Source organism: Enterobacter cloacae complex sp. R_G8 (assembly GCF_024599795.1).
Taxonomy (GTDB): domain Bacteria; phylum Pseudomonadota; class Gammaproteobacteria; order Enterobacterales; family Enterobacteriaceae; genus Enterobacter; species Enterobacter dissolvens.
This window is the reverse complement of the sequence record NZ_CP102246.1, coordinates 2,723,111-2,737,573: the sequence shown is the minus strand read 5'-3', so window position 1 is coordinate 2,737,573 and position 14,463 is coordinate 2,723,111. Positions and strand designations below refer to the sequence as shown.

General features: G+C 57.3%; 14 protein-coding genes. 10 read left to right on the top strand and 4 right to left on the bottom strand.

Annotated features, from left to right (window positions below; translation table 11 throughout):
- Positions 1–9 precede the first annotated feature (9 nt).
- A complete protein-coding gene (locus NQ842_RS12985; protein ID WP_014831885.1) occupies positions 10–906 on the bottom strand; it encodes a DMT family transporter in 897 nt (298 codons plus the stop codon).
- 175 nt (positions 907–1,081) lie between these two features.
- Here NQ842_RS12985 and NQ842_RS12980 point away from each other — a divergent pair, with 175 nt between their 5' ends.
- Positions 1,082–1,954, top strand: coding sequence for an AraC family transcriptional regulator (locus NQ842_RS12980; RefSeq protein ID WP_013096645.1), 873 nt, complete (start codon positions 1,082–1,084; stop codon positions 1,952–1,954).
- On the opposite strand, the gene NQ842_RS12975 is transcribed toward NQ842_RS12980, so the two are convergent.
- The gene (locus NQ842_RS12975; RefSeq protein WP_257255925.1) at positions 1,934–3,100 is read right to left on the bottom strand and encodes a benzoate/H(+) symporter BenE family transporter; all 1,167 of its coding nucleotides are present in this window, start codon (positions 3,098–3,100) and stop codon (positions 1,934–1,936) included. The genes NQ842_RS12980 and NQ842_RS12975 overlap by 21 nt on opposite strands.
- Positions 3,101–3,192: 92 nt before the next feature.
- Here NQ842_RS12975 and NQ842_RS12970 point away from each other — a divergent pair, with 92 nt between their 5' ends.
- Positions 3,193–3,720 carry a helix-turn-helix domain-containing protein gene (locus tag NQ842_RS12970; RefSeq protein WP_046887479.1) on the top strand — a complete coding sequence of 176 codons (528 nt, stop codon included), beginning with the start codon at positions 3,193–3,195 and terminating at the stop codon, positions 3,718–3,720.
- 80 nt (positions 3,721–3,800) lie between these two features.
- Entirely contained in the window at positions 3,801–5,765 is a 1,965-nt protein-coding gene (locus NQ842_RS12965; RefSeq protein WP_257255924.1) for a U32 family peptidase, read from the top strand.
- On the opposite strand, the gene NQ842_RS12960 is transcribed toward NQ842_RS12965, so the two are convergent.
- Complete coding sequence (locus tag NQ842_RS12960; RefSeq protein WP_046887478.1) at positions 5,766–5,996, bottom strand: DUF2554 family protein; 231 nt, start codon at positions 5,994–5,996, stop codon at positions 5,766–5,768.
- Between the two features lie 250 nt (positions 5,997–6,246).
- Between NQ842_RS12960 and NQ842_RS12955 the strand changes: the two genes are divergently transcribed.
- Positions 6,247–6,609: a hypothetical protein gene (locus NQ842_RS12955; protein WP_014831891.1), complete on the top strand. Its 363-nt coding sequence runs from the start codon at positions 6,247–6,249 to the stop codon at positions 6,607–6,609.
- Between the two features lie 158 nt (positions 6,610–6,767).
- On the opposite strand, the gene ftrA is transcribed toward NQ842_RS12955, so the two are convergent.
- Positions 6,768–7,769: a transcriptional regulator FtrA gene (gene ftrA / locus NQ842_RS12950; RefSeq protein WP_257256935.1), complete on the bottom strand. Its 1,002-nt coding sequence runs from the start codon at positions 7,767–7,769 to the stop codon at positions 6,768–6,770.
- A 73-nt stretch (positions 7,770–7,842) separates the two neighbouring features.
- Here ftrA and NQ842_RS12945 point away from each other — a divergent pair, with 73 nt between their 5' ends.
- From NQ842_RS12945 to urtD, 6 genes are all read left to right on the top strand, one after another.
- Positions 7,843–8,256, top strand: a complete 414-nt coding sequence (locus NQ842_RS12945) for a rhodanese-like domain-containing protein (protein WP_013096638.1) — start codon at positions 7,843–7,845, stop codon at positions 8,254–8,256.
- A 156-nt stretch (positions 8,257–8,412) separates the two neighbouring features.
- Positions 8,413–9,516 carry a cobalamin-independent methionine synthase II family protein gene (locus NQ842_RS12940; protein ID WP_062676619.1) on the top strand — a complete coding sequence of 368 codons (1,104 nt, stop codon included), beginning with the start codon at positions 8,413–8,415 and terminating at the stop codon, positions 9,514–9,516.
- Between the two features lie 200 nt (positions 9,517–9,716).
- Positions 9,717–10,988 (top strand): urea ABC transporter substrate-binding protein, encoded by a 1,272-nt coding sequence (gene urtA / locus NQ842_RS12935; RefSeq protein WP_153907082.1) that lies wholly within the window; start codon positions 9,717–9,719, stop codon positions 10,986–10,988.
- 24 nt (positions 10,989–11,012) lie between these two features.
- Complete coding sequence (urtB, locus tag NQ842_RS12930; RefSeq protein WP_257255923.1) at positions 11,013–12,587, top strand: urea ABC transporter permease subunit UrtB; 1,575 nt, start codon at positions 11,013–11,015, stop codon at positions 12,585–12,587.
- Entirely contained in the window at positions 12,587–13,660 is a 1,074-nt protein-coding gene (gene urtC, locus NQ842_RS12925; RefSeq protein ID WP_257255922.1) for an urea ABC transporter permease subunit UrtC, read from the top strand. The genes urtB and urtC overlap by 1 nt, the downstream gene beginning before the upstream one ends.
- On the top strand, positions 13,660–14,457 hold the full coding sequence (gene urtD, locus NQ842_RS12920) for an urea ABC transporter ATP-binding protein UrtD (RefSeq protein ID WP_014831896.1): 798 nt from the start codon (positions 13,660–13,662) through the stop codon (positions 14,455–14,457). Before urtC ends, urtD begins: the two co-directional genes overlap by 1 nt.
- Positions 14,458–14,463: the final 6 nt, after the last annotated feature.

Below are 14,463 nucleotides of genomic sequence, written 5' to 3'. Positions count from 1 at the left end.
GCCGTTTTTTTATGCCGTCCGCAGGCGTCTGAACCAGGTTTCCGGCCTGGTGAACATCACCATGTTCCCGCCCAGAATCAGCAGTAATCCGATAATGCCGTTAATGTGCCAGACGTAGCCTTCATACACCGTGGAGATGGAGAGCGCCACCAGCGGGAAGAGCAGGGTACTGTAGGCCGCTTTGCCCGGACCAATGCGTCCGACCAGGGTGAAGTAGGCGCCAAACGCTATCACCGAGCCAAACAGCGCCAGATAGACCAGCGCCCCCATGTAGCTCATGGTCCATTGCGGCGCGAAGCTGTCGCCTCTGAACAGCGCAATGCAGCCCATCACCAGCGTGCCGTAGAGCATCGCCCAGGCATTGGTGGTCATGGTTTCAAGCCCTCTGCGCTGATGACGCATGCTGATCATATTGCCCAGCGAGAAGCCATAGGTGCCGAGTGCGGAAAGGCCAATGCCCGTCAGCAGCGATACGCTCCAGCCGCTGGCCAGCAGATCGTCCCAGAAGAGGGTGATGATCCCCACCAGACCGAGTGCGGCTGCCGTCCAGAAACGTGCCGGCGGGCGTTGCCCGAAGAAAATAAAGCTGTTGATGGCGTTATAGAGCACCGCCATGGAAAATATCACCGACTCCAGGCCAGTGTTGATATGCGCCGCGGCCGTGTAAAAACACCAGAAGTTGAAGCAAAACACGCAGCATCCCTGCAGCACGCAGAACAGATGATCCCGCAGCGCCAGTTTACGCAGGCGACGCAGCGCAAGCAGAACCACCATCATCGTGGCGCTGGCCAGCGCGAAACGCCAGAAAATGGACACCGGAGCCGCCACGGGACCCTGCTGCAGAAAAATCGCAATCCAGGTCGTCCCCCAGATAACCACCACCAGTCCGTATAACAATGCGTTCATGTTTTCTCTCTTCTCAAACCACGGAAACCCAGAGTATGGCGACGGGGGCAACGACAGGCTTTCACCGTCCTGCGGTGGACTTGCAAAATCTTGCGCTTTTTTCTGTTCCGGGGTCTGGCAACGGAAGACAACAATTCTTAGACTGACAGTCTGATTCACAGACGCGCTAACGGTTATGTCACACGCTTACGATACCTTTGAAACGCTCCGCCAACAGAACGCCGTGCTGCGGGAAACCGTTGCGCTCAATTCCGGTATCCAGCTGGCGGCGTGGTACAACAAGCGCGACACGATCACCGTAAAAAGCAATCATCACACCCTGAGCCTGTACGTGGCGGACGGTTACGAAAGCTATCAAAAAACGCCGGGCGGCTGGAAAAACGGGGGTGGGCCGGATCGTTTTTGTCTGATGCCGAAAGAGAGTGAATCGACGTGGGATATTCGCGATGACCTGTCGTTTGTCCATCTCTACTGCACCGATGACCATCTGCGCGATGTGGGTGAAAAAATCTGGGACAAACGCCCGCTGTCGTTGACGCTGGATGAAAAAATCTTTGGCAGCGATGCAAAAATTACTGCGCTCTATCGTCAGTTTTTGCTCGGCTGCGACTGGCAGCAAAAAGCCAACCAGCTGACGCTCAGCACGGCCTCAACGCTGCTGCTGACCCATCTGCTGCAGAACTATTCGAATGTGCAGTGGAAGCTGCCGGTGGTCACCGGCGGGCTGTCGCCGTTTGTGCTGCGCAACGTGCTGGCCTTTATCGAAGAGAACCTGGCGCAGCCGCTGACGCTGGCTGAACTGGCGGCGCAGGCCGCGCTCAGCGAGTACCATTTCGCCCGCATGTTCCGCCAGTCAACCGGGCTGGCACCGCACCAGTACGTGATGCAGCGCCGCATGGAGAAAGCCAAAACGCTGGTGCAGCATACGGCGACGCCGCTGACGGACATTGCGCTCGCCTGTGGCTTTAACTCCGCCAGCCATTTCAGCAACCGCTTTCGCAGCGTGATGGGGATGACGCCTTCCCAGCTACGCGCGGCGAAGGCGTGATAAAACGGCGAAGCACACGCCCCCCAGCACCAGCCCCCAGAATGCCGAGCCAATCCCGAGCAGCGTCACGCCGCTGGCGGTCATCAGAAACGTGACAATCGCCGCGTCACGCTCCGTTTCGTTATGCAATGCCTGATACAAACTCCCGCTGATGGTGCCCAGCAGCGCCAGGCCTGCCAGCGTCTGGATCCAGCTCGGCGGCAGGGCCGCCATCAGCCCGGTAAGGGATCCACCGAATACGCCCGCCAGCAGGTAAAAGCCGCCTGCCGCCATCGCTGCCAGCCAGCGTTTACTGGCATCCGGATGTGCATCCGGGCTCTGGCAAATGGCGGCGGTAATGGCTGCAATGCAGATGGAGTAGACGCCGAAGGGCGAAAGCAGCAGCGCCAGCCCGCCGGTTGCGATCATCAGCGGAGATACCGACAGCGGATAGCCCGACGCTTTCATCGTGGCAATGCCTGGCGCATTCTGCGACGCCATGGTCACGAGGAAAAAGGGCAAGCCGATACTGACCAGGCTGGTAAAGGAAAATGCCGGTGCAATAAACTGTGGCATGACGAGGGAGAGGGTGAGATTGTTTGTGACAACGTCACCACTCGTCCAGGCCACCACGCTCCCGGTGACCAGCGTCGCCACAATGGCGTAGCGTGGAGCCAGCGCTTTGGCGACCAGCCATGCCGCAATCATGCTGCCGCAGAGCAGAAAATGGCCGTCAAGGTGACTGAACGTCTGCAGGCCAAAGCGCAGCAATACGCCTGCCAGCATCGCGGCGGCAAGCGAATGGGGAATGAGTTTCATCAGGCGGGCGAAGAGTCCGGTCAGGCCGCACAGTAAGATCAGCCCATTGGCGAAAATGAAAATGCCGATGGTTTCTGCAAGTGTTATCCCGTGCAGACTGGTAGCCAGTAGCGCCGCGCCGGGGGTTGACCAGGCGGTGAGCACCGGGGCTTTATACCACCATGACAGGGCGAGCGTACTGATCCCCATGCCGAACCCCAGCGCGGTCATCCAGCCGGCGATCTGCTGTGCGCTCGCGCCTGCCGCGGCAGCAGCCTGCCAGATAATAGCGGCCGAGCTGGCATAACCGACCAGAACGGCAACGAATCCGGCAAGAATGGCGGGAAAAAGAGGGGCTGACTGGCGCATAAAATCTCCGTTGTGCGTTATAACGTCCGCACTAAGGTAACACTGTGCGTTATAGCGTACAAGTGGTATGCTTATCCGCCTCGGGAGGAATCATGGACATCACACAACATCTTGCTACAACACTGAAGACGCAGCGCCAGGCGCGCGGCTGGAGCCTGTCAAAGCTGGCAGAAGAGACGGGGGTGTCAAAAGCCATGCTGGGACAGATCGAGCGTAATGAATCCAGCCCAACGGTGTCGACGCTGTGGAAAATTGCCACGGGGCTGAATGTTCCGTTCTCGGCGTTTATCACGCCGGAAGCAGACCGGCAGGCGGTGTTCGATCCGCAGCAGCAGGCGATGGTGGTGAAACCGCTGTTCCCGTGGGACGAGACGCTGAAGTTCGATCATTTCTCCATCACCCTGGCGCCCGACGCCCTGAGTGAATCCACGCCGCACGAGGCGGGGGTGATTGAACACGTGGTGGTGATAAGCGGTGAACTGGAGATGAAAATTGACGGCGAATGGCGAACCCTTTACGCCGACCAGGGCGTGCGTTTTGCCGGGGATAAACCGCATGCCTACCGCAACAGCAGCAGCCGACCGGTGCATTTTCACTCCCTGATTCATTATCCCCGCTAAAGCCTCGCAAAACTGTTTCGCTGATGCATACTTCTGACTACAATAGCCGCCATTTTGACCATAACGGATAACGACGAAGTATGCGCCTGCAATCCCATCATCTTGAACTTTTAAGCCCGGCCCGCGACGCCGCCATCGCCCGTGAAGCGATCCTTCATGGGGCTGATGCCGTCTACATTGGCGGTCCTGGCTTCGGTGCCCGCCATAACGCCAGCAACAGCCTGAGCGATATTGCCGAGCTGGTGCCGTTCGCCCACCGTTTTGGGGCGAAAGTGTTCGTGACCCTGAACACCATTCTGCATGATGATGAACTGGAGCCTGCGCAACGTCTGATCACCGATCTCTACCAGACCGGCGTGGACGCCCTGATTGTTCAGGACATGGGCGTACTGGAGCTGGATATTCCACCAATTGAACTGCACGCCAGTACCCAGTGCGATATTCGCACTGTCGAGAAGGCGAAGTTTCTCTCTGATGCGGGCTTTTCCCAGATCGTGCTGGCGCGCGAGCTGAACCTGAATCAAATCCGCGATATTCACCAGGCGACGGATGCCACCATTGAGTTCTTTATCCACGGTGCGCTGTGCGTGGCGTATTCCGGGCAGTGCAATATCTCCCATGCGCAGACGGGCCGCAGCGCCAACCGCGGTGACTGCTCTCAGGCCTGCCGTCTGCCGTATACCCTGAAAGACGATCAGGGCCGCGTGGTCGCGTTCGAAAAACACCTGCTGTCAATGAAGGACAACGATCAAACCGCCAACCTGGGCGCGCTGATTGATGCCGGTGTGCGTTCCTTCAAGATTGAAGGGCGCTACAAAGACATGAGCTACGTGAAGAACATTACCGCCCATTATCGTCAGATGCTGGACGCCATCATTGAAGATCGCGGTGACCTGGCGCGCGCGTCTGCCGGTCGCACCGAGCATTTCTTTATTCCGTCGACGGATAAAACCTTCCACCGTGGCAGCACAGACTACTTCGTCAATGCCCGCAAAGGCGATATTGGCGCGTTTGATTCACCGAAGTTTATCGGTTTACCGGTGGGTGAAGTGCTGAAGGTTGCCAAAGATTATCTCGACGTGTCGGTGACCGAACCGCTGGCGAACGGGGATGGTCTGAACGTGATGATCAAACGTGAAGTCGTGGGCTTCCGTGCTAATACGGTCGAAAAGACCGGTGAAAACCGCTATCGCGTCTGGCCAAACGAGATGCCTGCCGATCTCTATAAAGCACGTCCTAACGCCGCGCTGAACCGTAACCTCGATCACAACTGGCAGCAGGCGCTGCTGAAAACTTCCAGCGAGCGTCGCATTGCGGTAGATATCGAGTTAGGGGGCTGGGAAGAGCAGCTGATCCTGACCATGACCTGTGAAGACGGCATCAGCGTCACGCATACTCTCGACGGTCTGTTTGAGGTGGCGAACAATGCAGAAAAAGCGCTCAATAGCCTGAAGGATGGCGTGGCGAAGCTGGGACAGACCATTTACTTTGCGCGCAACATTGCGGTAAATCTGCCGGATGCGCTGTTCGTGCCAAATAGCCTGCTGAACCAGTTCCGCCGGGAAACGGCAGAGATGCTGGATGACGCGCGACTGGCGAATTATCCGCGCGGCAGCCGCAAGGCGGAAACCGTGCCAGCACCCGTTTATCCCGAGTCGCATTTATCGTTCCTGGCGAACGTGTATAACCATAAAGCGCGCGAGTTTTATCATCGCCACGGCGTGCAGTTAATTGATGCTGCCTATGAAGCGCATGAAGAGAAGGGTGATGTGCCGGTGATGATCACCAAACATTGTCTGCGTTTTGCCTTTAATCTTTGCCCGAAACAGGCGAAAGGTAATATTAAGAGCTGGAAAGCCACGCCAATGCAGCTGGTGAATGGTGACGAGGTGCTGACCCTCAAATTTGATTGTCGTCCGTGTGAAATGCACGTTATCGGCAAAATGAAAAACCATATATTCAAAATGCCACCACCGGGCAGTATTGTTGCCTCCGTGAGCCCCGACGAACTGATGAAAACCCTGCCGAAACGTAAGGGTAATTAATTAACGAAAGTGTGTATCCGGTTTGCGCGATTTTTGCCACAGGTGATGTTCGCGCAAACCCTCCGCTGATTCCTCCGCTGCGCTGCGTAATTCATCACTGTCTGCCTCGTGCCGAAGTTGATGATCAACATTCCTGACCCACAAATATTCATGGCCTTTGTGTCCTGCCATCAGCTGGCCGGAAAACAGGGCGCAGACCAGCATAATAAGCGTTAACCCCTTTTTGAACATGGACTTCCCCTTCAATAAAAATGCCACGCTAGCATGAACGTAGTTTCGTAGGGTTATTATTGGCATTTTCAAATTAGCGCAAAGAATATGTCATGTTGCGCGAACAGGATATATTTTGCGCTTAGTGAGATTTTTCCTAAAAAAGAATTATCTTTGTCATACCCTAAAATTTGGTATCAAAATATGGCAGAGGTTTAAGGATTAATCTTATATAATAAGATTTCTCTGACAAAGGAATGGATCTGATTCAATGAAAAAAGTCATGTCAATAGCGCTTCTGGTGGTTGCCGTTGGGGCTGTTGTAGGTATGAACGTTAACTGGAGTGGCGAACCGGATTATATTCAGTCAGCGGAAGCTCGGGTCGGTTCTTATTTAACCAGCGACTACGGACGCGTGGCGTGTAATAGCAAGCAAATTGATGACCAGCGTTGGGAATTAGGCTGTACCAATCCGTCGAAAGGTAAAACATTCCAGTTTGCTGTTTTCTCAGCAGATAAAGCACCGTATGGCGTCTCGCGTCCATTCTATCTGGAAGCGATTAACGATGATGCAAAACAGAGCGCGGAACAGGGCCTGATGCGCTACCTGCAAATTAATACCAAAGCGGGTTAATGGCTCTGTTTAGCTTTTGTTGAGTTCAGGCATGTTAGGTTGTTATTGATCCGCTGCCCGGCATGGAGTGTCGGGACGTAGACATGAAAATACAAATCTATCCATGCAAGCATTTACCGCCAGATAATGGCGGTTTTTTTTTGCCTGCGAACCGGCCATCAGCGTGGCGGGCGGGCAAACTGTTTACGGTACTGGGCAGGGGAAAGCGCGAACTGCTGGCGGAAATGGTGTCGCAGGGTCGCTGCCTGACCAAAACCGGTTTGTTCAGCAATGCTGTCGATGCTGAGACGGCTGCTCTCCAGATAATCTTTCGCCCGTAAGAGTCGTTCATTAAGCAGCCAGCGCGCAGGCGTGGTGCCTGTGGCAGCCTGAAAGCGGCGCAGAAAGGTGCGCTGGCTCATGCCGACGCGACGCGCCAGCGAATCCACGCTGTGAGAAACGCTCAGGTGATTGTGCAGAAAATCGAACAACTGTCCCAGACGCTGGCTCTCCCGCAGCTGCGCCACCGGGCGACTCAGCTGCTGCGGCTGGGAGCCATCCCGGTGGGGAGGAATCACCAGACGGCGCGCGACGCTGTTGGCGGTTTCCATACCGTAATCCCGTCGCACCACGTGCAGACAGAGATCGATGCCTGCCGCGCTTCCTGCAGAGGTCAGAATATCGCCTTCATCCTGATACAACACATCGTCGACCACGCCGATCGCCGGATAACGGGCTTTCAGCGCCTCAATATAGCGCCAGTGGGTGGTGGCTTTGCGCCCGTTCAGCAGACCCGACGCGGCCAGAACAAACACCCCGGAACAGATAGAAAGCAGCTGGCAACCGCGTGCGTTGGCCCGGCGTAATGCCTCGCACAACGACGCGGGAACAGGCGCATCCATCCCTCGCCAGCCCGGCATAACAATCAGGTCTGCCGACGCCAGCAGATCAAGCCCCCCGTCGGTCAGGATGCGGATCCCACCGGTTGCCCGAAGCTCACCGTCATCAATGCCCGCCACCGCAAAACGATACCATTCGTCGCCCAGCTCGGGACGTGGCAAACCGAAGATTTCCACCGCCACGCCGAATTCAAAGGTACACAAACCGTCATAGGCCAGTACCACCACCTGCGGGCGGGAAACCTGTCTTAAGTTTGTCATCTTTTTGCTGTTTTCTGGCATAAGCGGACGCATTCACGTGATCAATTTCTGGATAGAGTAGTGTTAACACAAACGCCAAAGATGAGGAAGGATCATGAGTTATGTTACTGAATTTCCGGCTGCCGAGCCGCAGGAAGCCGTTACCCATTTTCTGCGTCGCCTGAGCGTCGAAACGGACTGTGCCGATGTGCACCATGCGCTGACGAATAACGAGCAGGACTTTGTGTTGCTGCATGTTGTCGGGAAACCTGAGCAGTTTGCCCGTCGTCATGTGCCCGGCGCGATACATATGCCCTGGAGCCAGATCACCGAGGCGCGCATGGCGCAGTGGCCGGCCGATACGCTGTTCGTGGTGTACTGCGCCGGGCCGCACTGTAACGGCGCGGACAGAGCCGCGCTGAAGCTGGCGCGTCTCGGACTGCCGGTGAAAATCATGATTGGCGGCATCACCGGCTGGGAGGACGAACAGTACGCGTTTGCCAGTAGCGAAACCGCTGCCGCGCTATGAACATGAATAATTTTCAACTGTCGTGAAATTTTCTCGTTTGCCGGGATACAGCAGGTATGTCATCTTTTTTGGACATTTAGACATCCAGAAGTCTAAAGATTCAAGAGATGAATTATCACTGCTGGCAATTATCGCCGGCAGACAGAGGAGATTTCCATGCAGCGACAGCACGCCCCATACCGCGCCGATGTAGTCGGCAGTTTTTTACGCCCGGATGCCATCAAACAGGCGCGCCAGCAGTTTGCCCGCGGTGAGATTGATGCCGGGCAGCTTCGCGCGGTGGAAGATGACGCGATCCGCCAGGTGGTCGAACAGCAGTGCGCCTGCGGCCTGCACGTGGTCACCGACGGTGAGTTCCGTCGCGCCTGGTGGCACTTCGATTTCTTCGATGGTCTGCAGGGGGTTGAGCGTTACGATTCACAGCAGGGCATTCAGTTCAACGGCGTGCAGACCAAAGCGCACGGCGTGCGCGTCACTGGCAAGCTGGGCTTTGGCGATCATCCGATGCTGGAAGACTTCCGCTACCTGAAAAGCATCAGCGGCAACGCGCAACCGAAAATGACCATTCCCAGCCCGAGCGTGCTGCACTTCCGTGGTGGCCGCAAAGACATTGATGCCACGGTGTATCCGGATCTGAAAGACTATTTTGACGATCTGGCTACCACCTGGCGCGATGCCATCCGGGCATTTTACGACGCGGGCTGCCGCTATCTGCAGCTGGATGATACCGTCTGGGCCTACCTCTGTTCGGATGACCAGCGTCGTCAGATCCGCGAGCGCGGGGAAGATGCCGATGAGCTGGCGCGTACCTATGCCCGCGTGCTGAACAAGGCGCTGGAAGGTAAACCAGACGATCTGACCATCGGTCTGCATGTCTGTCGCGGTAACTTCCGCTCAACCTGGATTTCCGAAGGCGGCTATGAGCCGGTGGCCCAGGTGCTGTTCGGCACGGTGAACGTCGATGCCTTCTTCCTGGAGTATGATAATGACCGTAGCGGTGATTTCGCACCGCTGCGCTTTGTCCGCCCGGGCAAGCAGCAGGTGGTACTTGGCCTGATCACCACCAAAAATGGCGAGCTGGAAAACCCTGAAGGGGTGAAGGCGCGCCTGGAGGAGGCGGCCAGATACGTGGCGAAAGAGCAGATCTGCCTCAGCCCGCAGTGCGGCTTTGCCTCCACTGAAGAGGGCAACACCCTGAGTGAAGCCCAGCAGTGGGACAAAGTGCGTCTGGTCACGCAGATCGCCAGCGAAGTCTGGTAATCCCGCCGTTACAGCGCTGCATTATAAAAGTGCAGCGCTGTACCATTCTGAGTCGTTTTCTTTACATCCCGCGTTACACATCCTGCAATAGCACGTTATTCATCCTGGCATCCTTTTTGCTCCTGCTTCGCTGAGACATTTTTCCGCGTCCATGCCGTAACGGACGTCTTCGCACAGCGTTCTTTTTCAGGAGTGAAAATATGCACCGTCGTACATTATTAAAAGCCTTCGCGTTGTCTGCGTCAGTCGTTGCTATGGGGATGAGTTTTGGCGCACAGGCGGCCGATACCATCAAAGTGGGGATTATGCATTCGCTCTCCGGCACGATGGCGATCTCAGAAACGCCGCTGAAAGATGTCGCCCTGATGACGATTGACGAGATCAACGCCAAAGGCGGGGTGCTGGGTAAAAAACTGGAGCCGGTGGTGGTTGACCCGGCTTCTAACTGGCCGCTGTTTGCCGAAAAAGCCCGCCAGCTGCTGAGCCAGGATAAAGTGGCCGTGGTGTTTGGCTGCTGGACCTCGGTGTCACGTAAATCCGTACTGCCGGTGTTCGAGGAGCTGAACGGTCTGCTGTTCTATCCGGTGCAATACGAGGGCGAAGAGATGTCGCCGAACGTCTTCTATACCGGTGCGGCGCCAAACCAGCAGGCCATACCGGCGGTGGAGTACCTGATGAGCGAAGACGGCGGTAGCGCCAAACGCTTCTTCCTGTTGGGTACGGATTACGTCTACCCGCGAACCACCAACAAGATCCTGCGCGCCTTCCTGCACTCCAAAGGGGTGGAAGACAAAGATATCGAAGAGGTCTACACCCCGTTCGGGCATAGCGATTACCAGACCATCGTCGCCAACATCAAGAAATTCTCCACAGGCGGTAAAACCGCTGTGGTCTCCACTATCAACGGCGATTCTAACGTCCCGTTCTATAAAGAACTGGCTAACCAGGGGCTGAAAGCAACCGATGTCCCGGTGGTGGCATTCTCCGTTGGCGAAGAGGAGCTGCGCGGGATTGACACCAAACCGCTGGTCGGCAACCTGGCCGCATGGAACTACTTCGAGTCCGTCGATAACCCGACCAACCAGGCCTTCGTGGCGGACTATAAAGCCTATGCCAAAGCCCATAAGCTGCCGAACGCCGATACCGTGGTCACCAACGACCCGATGGAAGCCACCTATGTCGGGATCCATATGTGGGCGCAGGCGGTAGAGAAAGCAGGCACCACCGACGTGGATAAAGTGCGCGCGGCCATGGCCGGACAGTCCTTTAAAGCGCCATCCGGCTTTACGCTCACCATGGATGCCACCAACCATCACCTGCATAAGCCGGTCATGATCGGTGAAATCGAAGGTAACGGTCAGTTCAATGTGGTCTGGCAGACGGAAGAGCCGGTACGCGCTCAGCCGTGGAGCCCGTTCATCGCCGGGAACGATAAAAAGCCCGACCAGCCGATGAAGACCGCCAGCAACTAAGCCATTACCGCAGGGAGAAAAGTCATGAACGCCATGCGCATGATGATCGCTATTGTATGGCTTACCGGACTGCTGCCAGGGATGGCGCAGGCATCGGATGCCGATCAATTTGTTGCCGCCAGCCGCAGCCAGCAGGCTGAGATGCTGACCCGCTGGGCCATCGCGCCGGATGCCGCAAGGCTGCCGTTACTGCAGGCGCTGCAAAACGAAAATCTGTTTGCCGACAGCCAGAAGCATGCCTTTGCGCGACGCAATGGCGAGATAGTGGCGCTGGGAGATTCCCCTGCCGCAGAAGGGCAAACCAAAGCCGTACGCCTGACCAACCGTCTGCGGGTGCTGGCCGCTACGGCCAACGCTACGCATCAACTTATCAGTGACAACGTCACGCAGCGGCGGGCCGCCGCGCGTCAGTTACAGCGGGATGCGCAGCCGGAAATGATCGGCCTCCTGCAAACGCGGGTAAACAGTGAAACGGACGATGTGGCACGCCAGTCGCTGCTGCTGGCGCTGGCTAATCTCCAGCTCGCCAGCCCGCAGGCTGATGTGCGTCTTCAGGCTATTGAACGACTCGGGCAATCTGACGACCCGGACGTGCCATCCCGACTCATGCCGTATACCCAGACGCAAACCGAACCGGATGCCCGCGTGCGAGCCGCTGCCGGGGAGAGCCTGAGTCAGATCCAGCACCGACTGATGTGGGGCGATCTTCTTGGGCAGGCGTTTATGGGGCTGTCGCTGGGCTCGGTCCTGCTGCTGGCGGCGCTGGGGCTGGCGATCACCTATGGGCTGCTGGGGGTCATCAACATGGCGCACGGCGAGATGCTGATGCTGGGGGCGTACGCCACGTGGATGGTTCAGCAGGCGATGGCCGGATTGACGCCTCAGTGGCTGGCGCTGTATCCGGTTGTCGCGCTGCCCATCGCCTTCTGCCTGACCGCCGGCATCGGGATGATTCTGGAACGCACCGTGATCCGCCATCTCTACGGTCGTCCGCTGGAGACATTACTCGCCACCTGGGGTATCAGCCTGATGCTGATCCAGCTGGTACGCATGACGTTTGGCGCGCAGAACCTGGAGGTGGCAAACCCGGCCTGGCTGTCCGGCGGGGTGCAGGTGTTTGCCAACCTGACGCTGCCGTGGAACCGCATTGTGGTACTGGGCTTTGTGCTGATGGTGCTGTTCTTTACCTGGCTGGTCCTGAATAAAACTCGTCTGGGCCTGAACGTGCGTGCGGTAACGCAAAACCGCAGCATGGCGGCCTGTTGCGGGGTGCCGACCGGACGTGTCGATATGCTGGCGTTTGGTCTGGGCTCCGGCATTGCCGGTTTAGGCGGCGTGGCGCTCTCCCAGTTGGGCAACGTCGGGCCGGAACTGGGCCAGGGTTACATTATCGACTCTTTCCTGGTGGTGGTGCTCGGCGGCGTCGGACAGCTGGCGGGGAGCGTGGCGGCGGCCTTTGGCCTTGGGATCTTCAACAAAATTCTTGAACCGCAGATGGGGGCCGTGCTGGGCAAAATCGTCATTCTGGTGGCCATCATTCTGTTTATCCAGAAACGCCCGCAGGGATTGTTTGCGCTGAAAGGGAGGGTCACTGACTGATGAGCCAGCCACTTACCTTAAAACTGGCGCGAAAAGCGCCACGCACCACGCAGATTGCAGGCAGCCTGCTGGTGGCGTGTCTGCTGGTATTGCCGTTCTTTGCGATGTTGCCCGCTACCCATCCGCTGGCGCTGTCGACCTGGATGCTGACGCTGATCGGCAAAATCCTGTGCTACGCCATCGTTGCGGTGGCGCTCGATCTGGTATGGGGATACGCCGGCATGCTCTCGCTGGGCCACGGGATCTTCTTCGCGCTGGGCGGATATGCGATGGGCATGTACCTGATGCGCCAGGCCGCGGGTGATGGCCTGCCCGCGTTTATGTCGTTTCTCTCCTGGAGCGAACTGCCGTGGTTCTGGTGGGGGACGCAGCACTTTGTCTGGGCGCTGGTACTGATTGTGATGGTGCCGGGACTGCTGGCACTGGTGTTTGGCTGGTTTGCCTTTCGCTCTAAAATCAAAGGGGTCTATTTTTCGATCATGACGCAGGCCCTGACCTACGCGGGGATGTTGCTGTTCTTTCGCAACGAAACCGGGTTTGGCGGCAATAACGGCTTTACTGGTTTCACCACGCTGCTGGGCTTTTCCGTCACCGCAACCACAACCCGTATCGCGCTGTTTCTGGCGACCGTGATGCTGCTGCTCCTGACGCTCGGCACCGGTTTTGCCCTCGCCAGGAGTAAGTTTGGCCGCATTCTGACCGCCGTACGCGATGCTGAAAACCGCCTGACGTTTTGTGGCTACGATCCGAAGGGGTTTAAGCTGCTGGTGTGGACGCTTTCCGCCGTGCTGTGTGGTCTGGCGGGAGCGCTCTATGTCCCGCAGGTCGGGATTATTAACCCGGGTGAAATGTCGCCGACCAACTCCATTGAAGCCGCTATCTGGGTGGCGCTGGGCGGCCGTGGCACGCTGGTTGGCCCGGTGATTGGCGCGGCGCTGGTGAACGGCGCAAAGAGTTTCTTCACCGTCGCGATGCCGGAGTACTGGCAGCTGTTTCTCGGGCTGATTTTTATCGCGGTTACGCTGTTTTTACCGCGCGGCGTCTACGGCCTGTTTCGTAAAGGAGAGAAATAATGCAGCCAGCCGAAGGATTATTTACTCGCCAGCTGCCCGGAGATCGCTATCGCGAGCAGACGGACCCGGTGCTGCAGCTGGATAAGATCAACGTGAACTTCGATGGATTTCAGGCGCTGACGGATCTCACGCTGAACATTGGCGTGGGGGAGTTGCGCTGCGTGATTGGCCCAAACGGCGCGGGGAAAACCACCCTGATGGACGTGATCACCGGCAAAACGCGGCCAAAAAGCGGTAAAGCCGTGTATGACCAGTCGGTAGATCTAACCCTGCTTGAACCGGCCGCCATTGCGCGCCAGGGGATTGGCCGCAAGTTTCAGAAACCGACGGTATTTGAAGCGCTGACGGTGTGGGAAAACCTTGAGATCGCCATGAAAACCGACAAGTCCGTCTGGGCAAGCCTGCGGGCTAAACTCAACGGCGAACAGCGCGATCGTATTGATGAGATGCTGGTCCTGCTGCGGCTGGCCAGTGAACGCGACCGCCGCGCCGGACTGCTTTCGCACGGGCAAAAACAGTTCCTCGAGATCGGAATGTTGCTGGTCCAGGATCCGCATCTGTTGTTGCTGGATGAACCCGCCGCCGGGATGACGGACGCGGAGACCGAGTACACCGCCGAGCTTTTCCGGACCCTGGCAGGCAAGCACTCGTTGATGGTGGTTGAGCATGACATGGGGTTTGTTGAAACCATTGCCGATCGCGTGACCGTACTGCATCAGGGACAGGTGCTGGCAGAAGGCTCGCTGCGCGAGGTACAGGCCAACGAGCAGGTAATTGAAGTCTATCTGGGACGCTAAGGAGCC

Bases quoted from the DNA above. Each gene is read 5' to 3' on its own strand.
- NQ842_RS12985 (WP_014831885.1), bottom strand. From the start codon at position 906: ATGAACGCATTGTTATACGGACTGGTGGTGGTTATCTGGGGGACGACC.
- NQ842_RS12980 (WP_013096645.1), top strand. From the start codon at position 1,082: ATGTCACACGCTTACGATACCTTTGAAACGCTCCGCCAACAGAACGCC.
- NQ842_RS12975 (WP_257255925.1), bottom strand. From the start codon at position 3,100: ATGCGCCAGTCAGCCCCTCTTTTTCCCGCCATTCTTGCCGGATTCGTT.
- NQ842_RS12970 (WP_046887479.1), top strand. From the start codon at position 3,193: ATGGACATCACACAACATCTTGCTACAACACTGAAGACGCAGCGCCAG.
- NQ842_RS12965 (WP_257255924.1), top strand. From the start codon at position 3,801: ATGCGCCTGCAATCCCATCATCTTGAACTTTTAAGCCCGGCCCGCGAC.
- NQ842_RS12960 (WP_046887478.1), bottom strand. From the start codon at position 5,996: ATGTTCAAAAAGGGGTTAACGCTTATTATGCTGGTCTGCGCCCTGTTT.
- NQ842_RS12955 (WP_014831891.1), top strand. From the start codon at position 6,247: ATGAAAAAAGTCATGTCAATAGCGCTTCTGGTGGTTGCCGTTGGGGCT.
- ftrA (WP_257256935.1), bottom strand. From the start codon at position 7,769: ATGCCAGAAAACAGCAAAAAGATGACAAACTTAAGACAGGTTTCCCGC.
- NQ842_RS12945 (WP_013096638.1), top strand. From the start codon at position 7,843: ATGAGTTATGTTACTGAATTTCCGGCTGCCGAGCCGCAGGAAGCCGTT.
- NQ842_RS12940 (WP_062676619.1), top strand. From the start codon at position 8,413: ATGCAGCGACAGCACGCCCCATACCGCGCCGATGTAGTCGGCAGTTTT.
- urtA (WP_153907082.1), top strand. From the start codon at position 9,717: ATGCACCGTCGTACATTATTAAAAGCCTTCGCGTTGTCTGCGTCAGTC.
- urtB (WP_257255923.1), top strand. From the start codon at position 11,013: ATGAACGCCATGCGCATGATGATCGCTATTGTATGGCTTACCGGACTG.
- urtC (WP_257255922.1), top strand. From the start codon at position 12,587: ATGAGCCAGCCACTTACCTTAAAACTGGCGCGAAAAGCGCCACGCACC.
- urtD (WP_014831896.1), top strand. From the start codon at position 13,660: ATGCAGCCAGCCGAAGGATTATTTACTCGCCAGCTGCCCGGAGATCGC.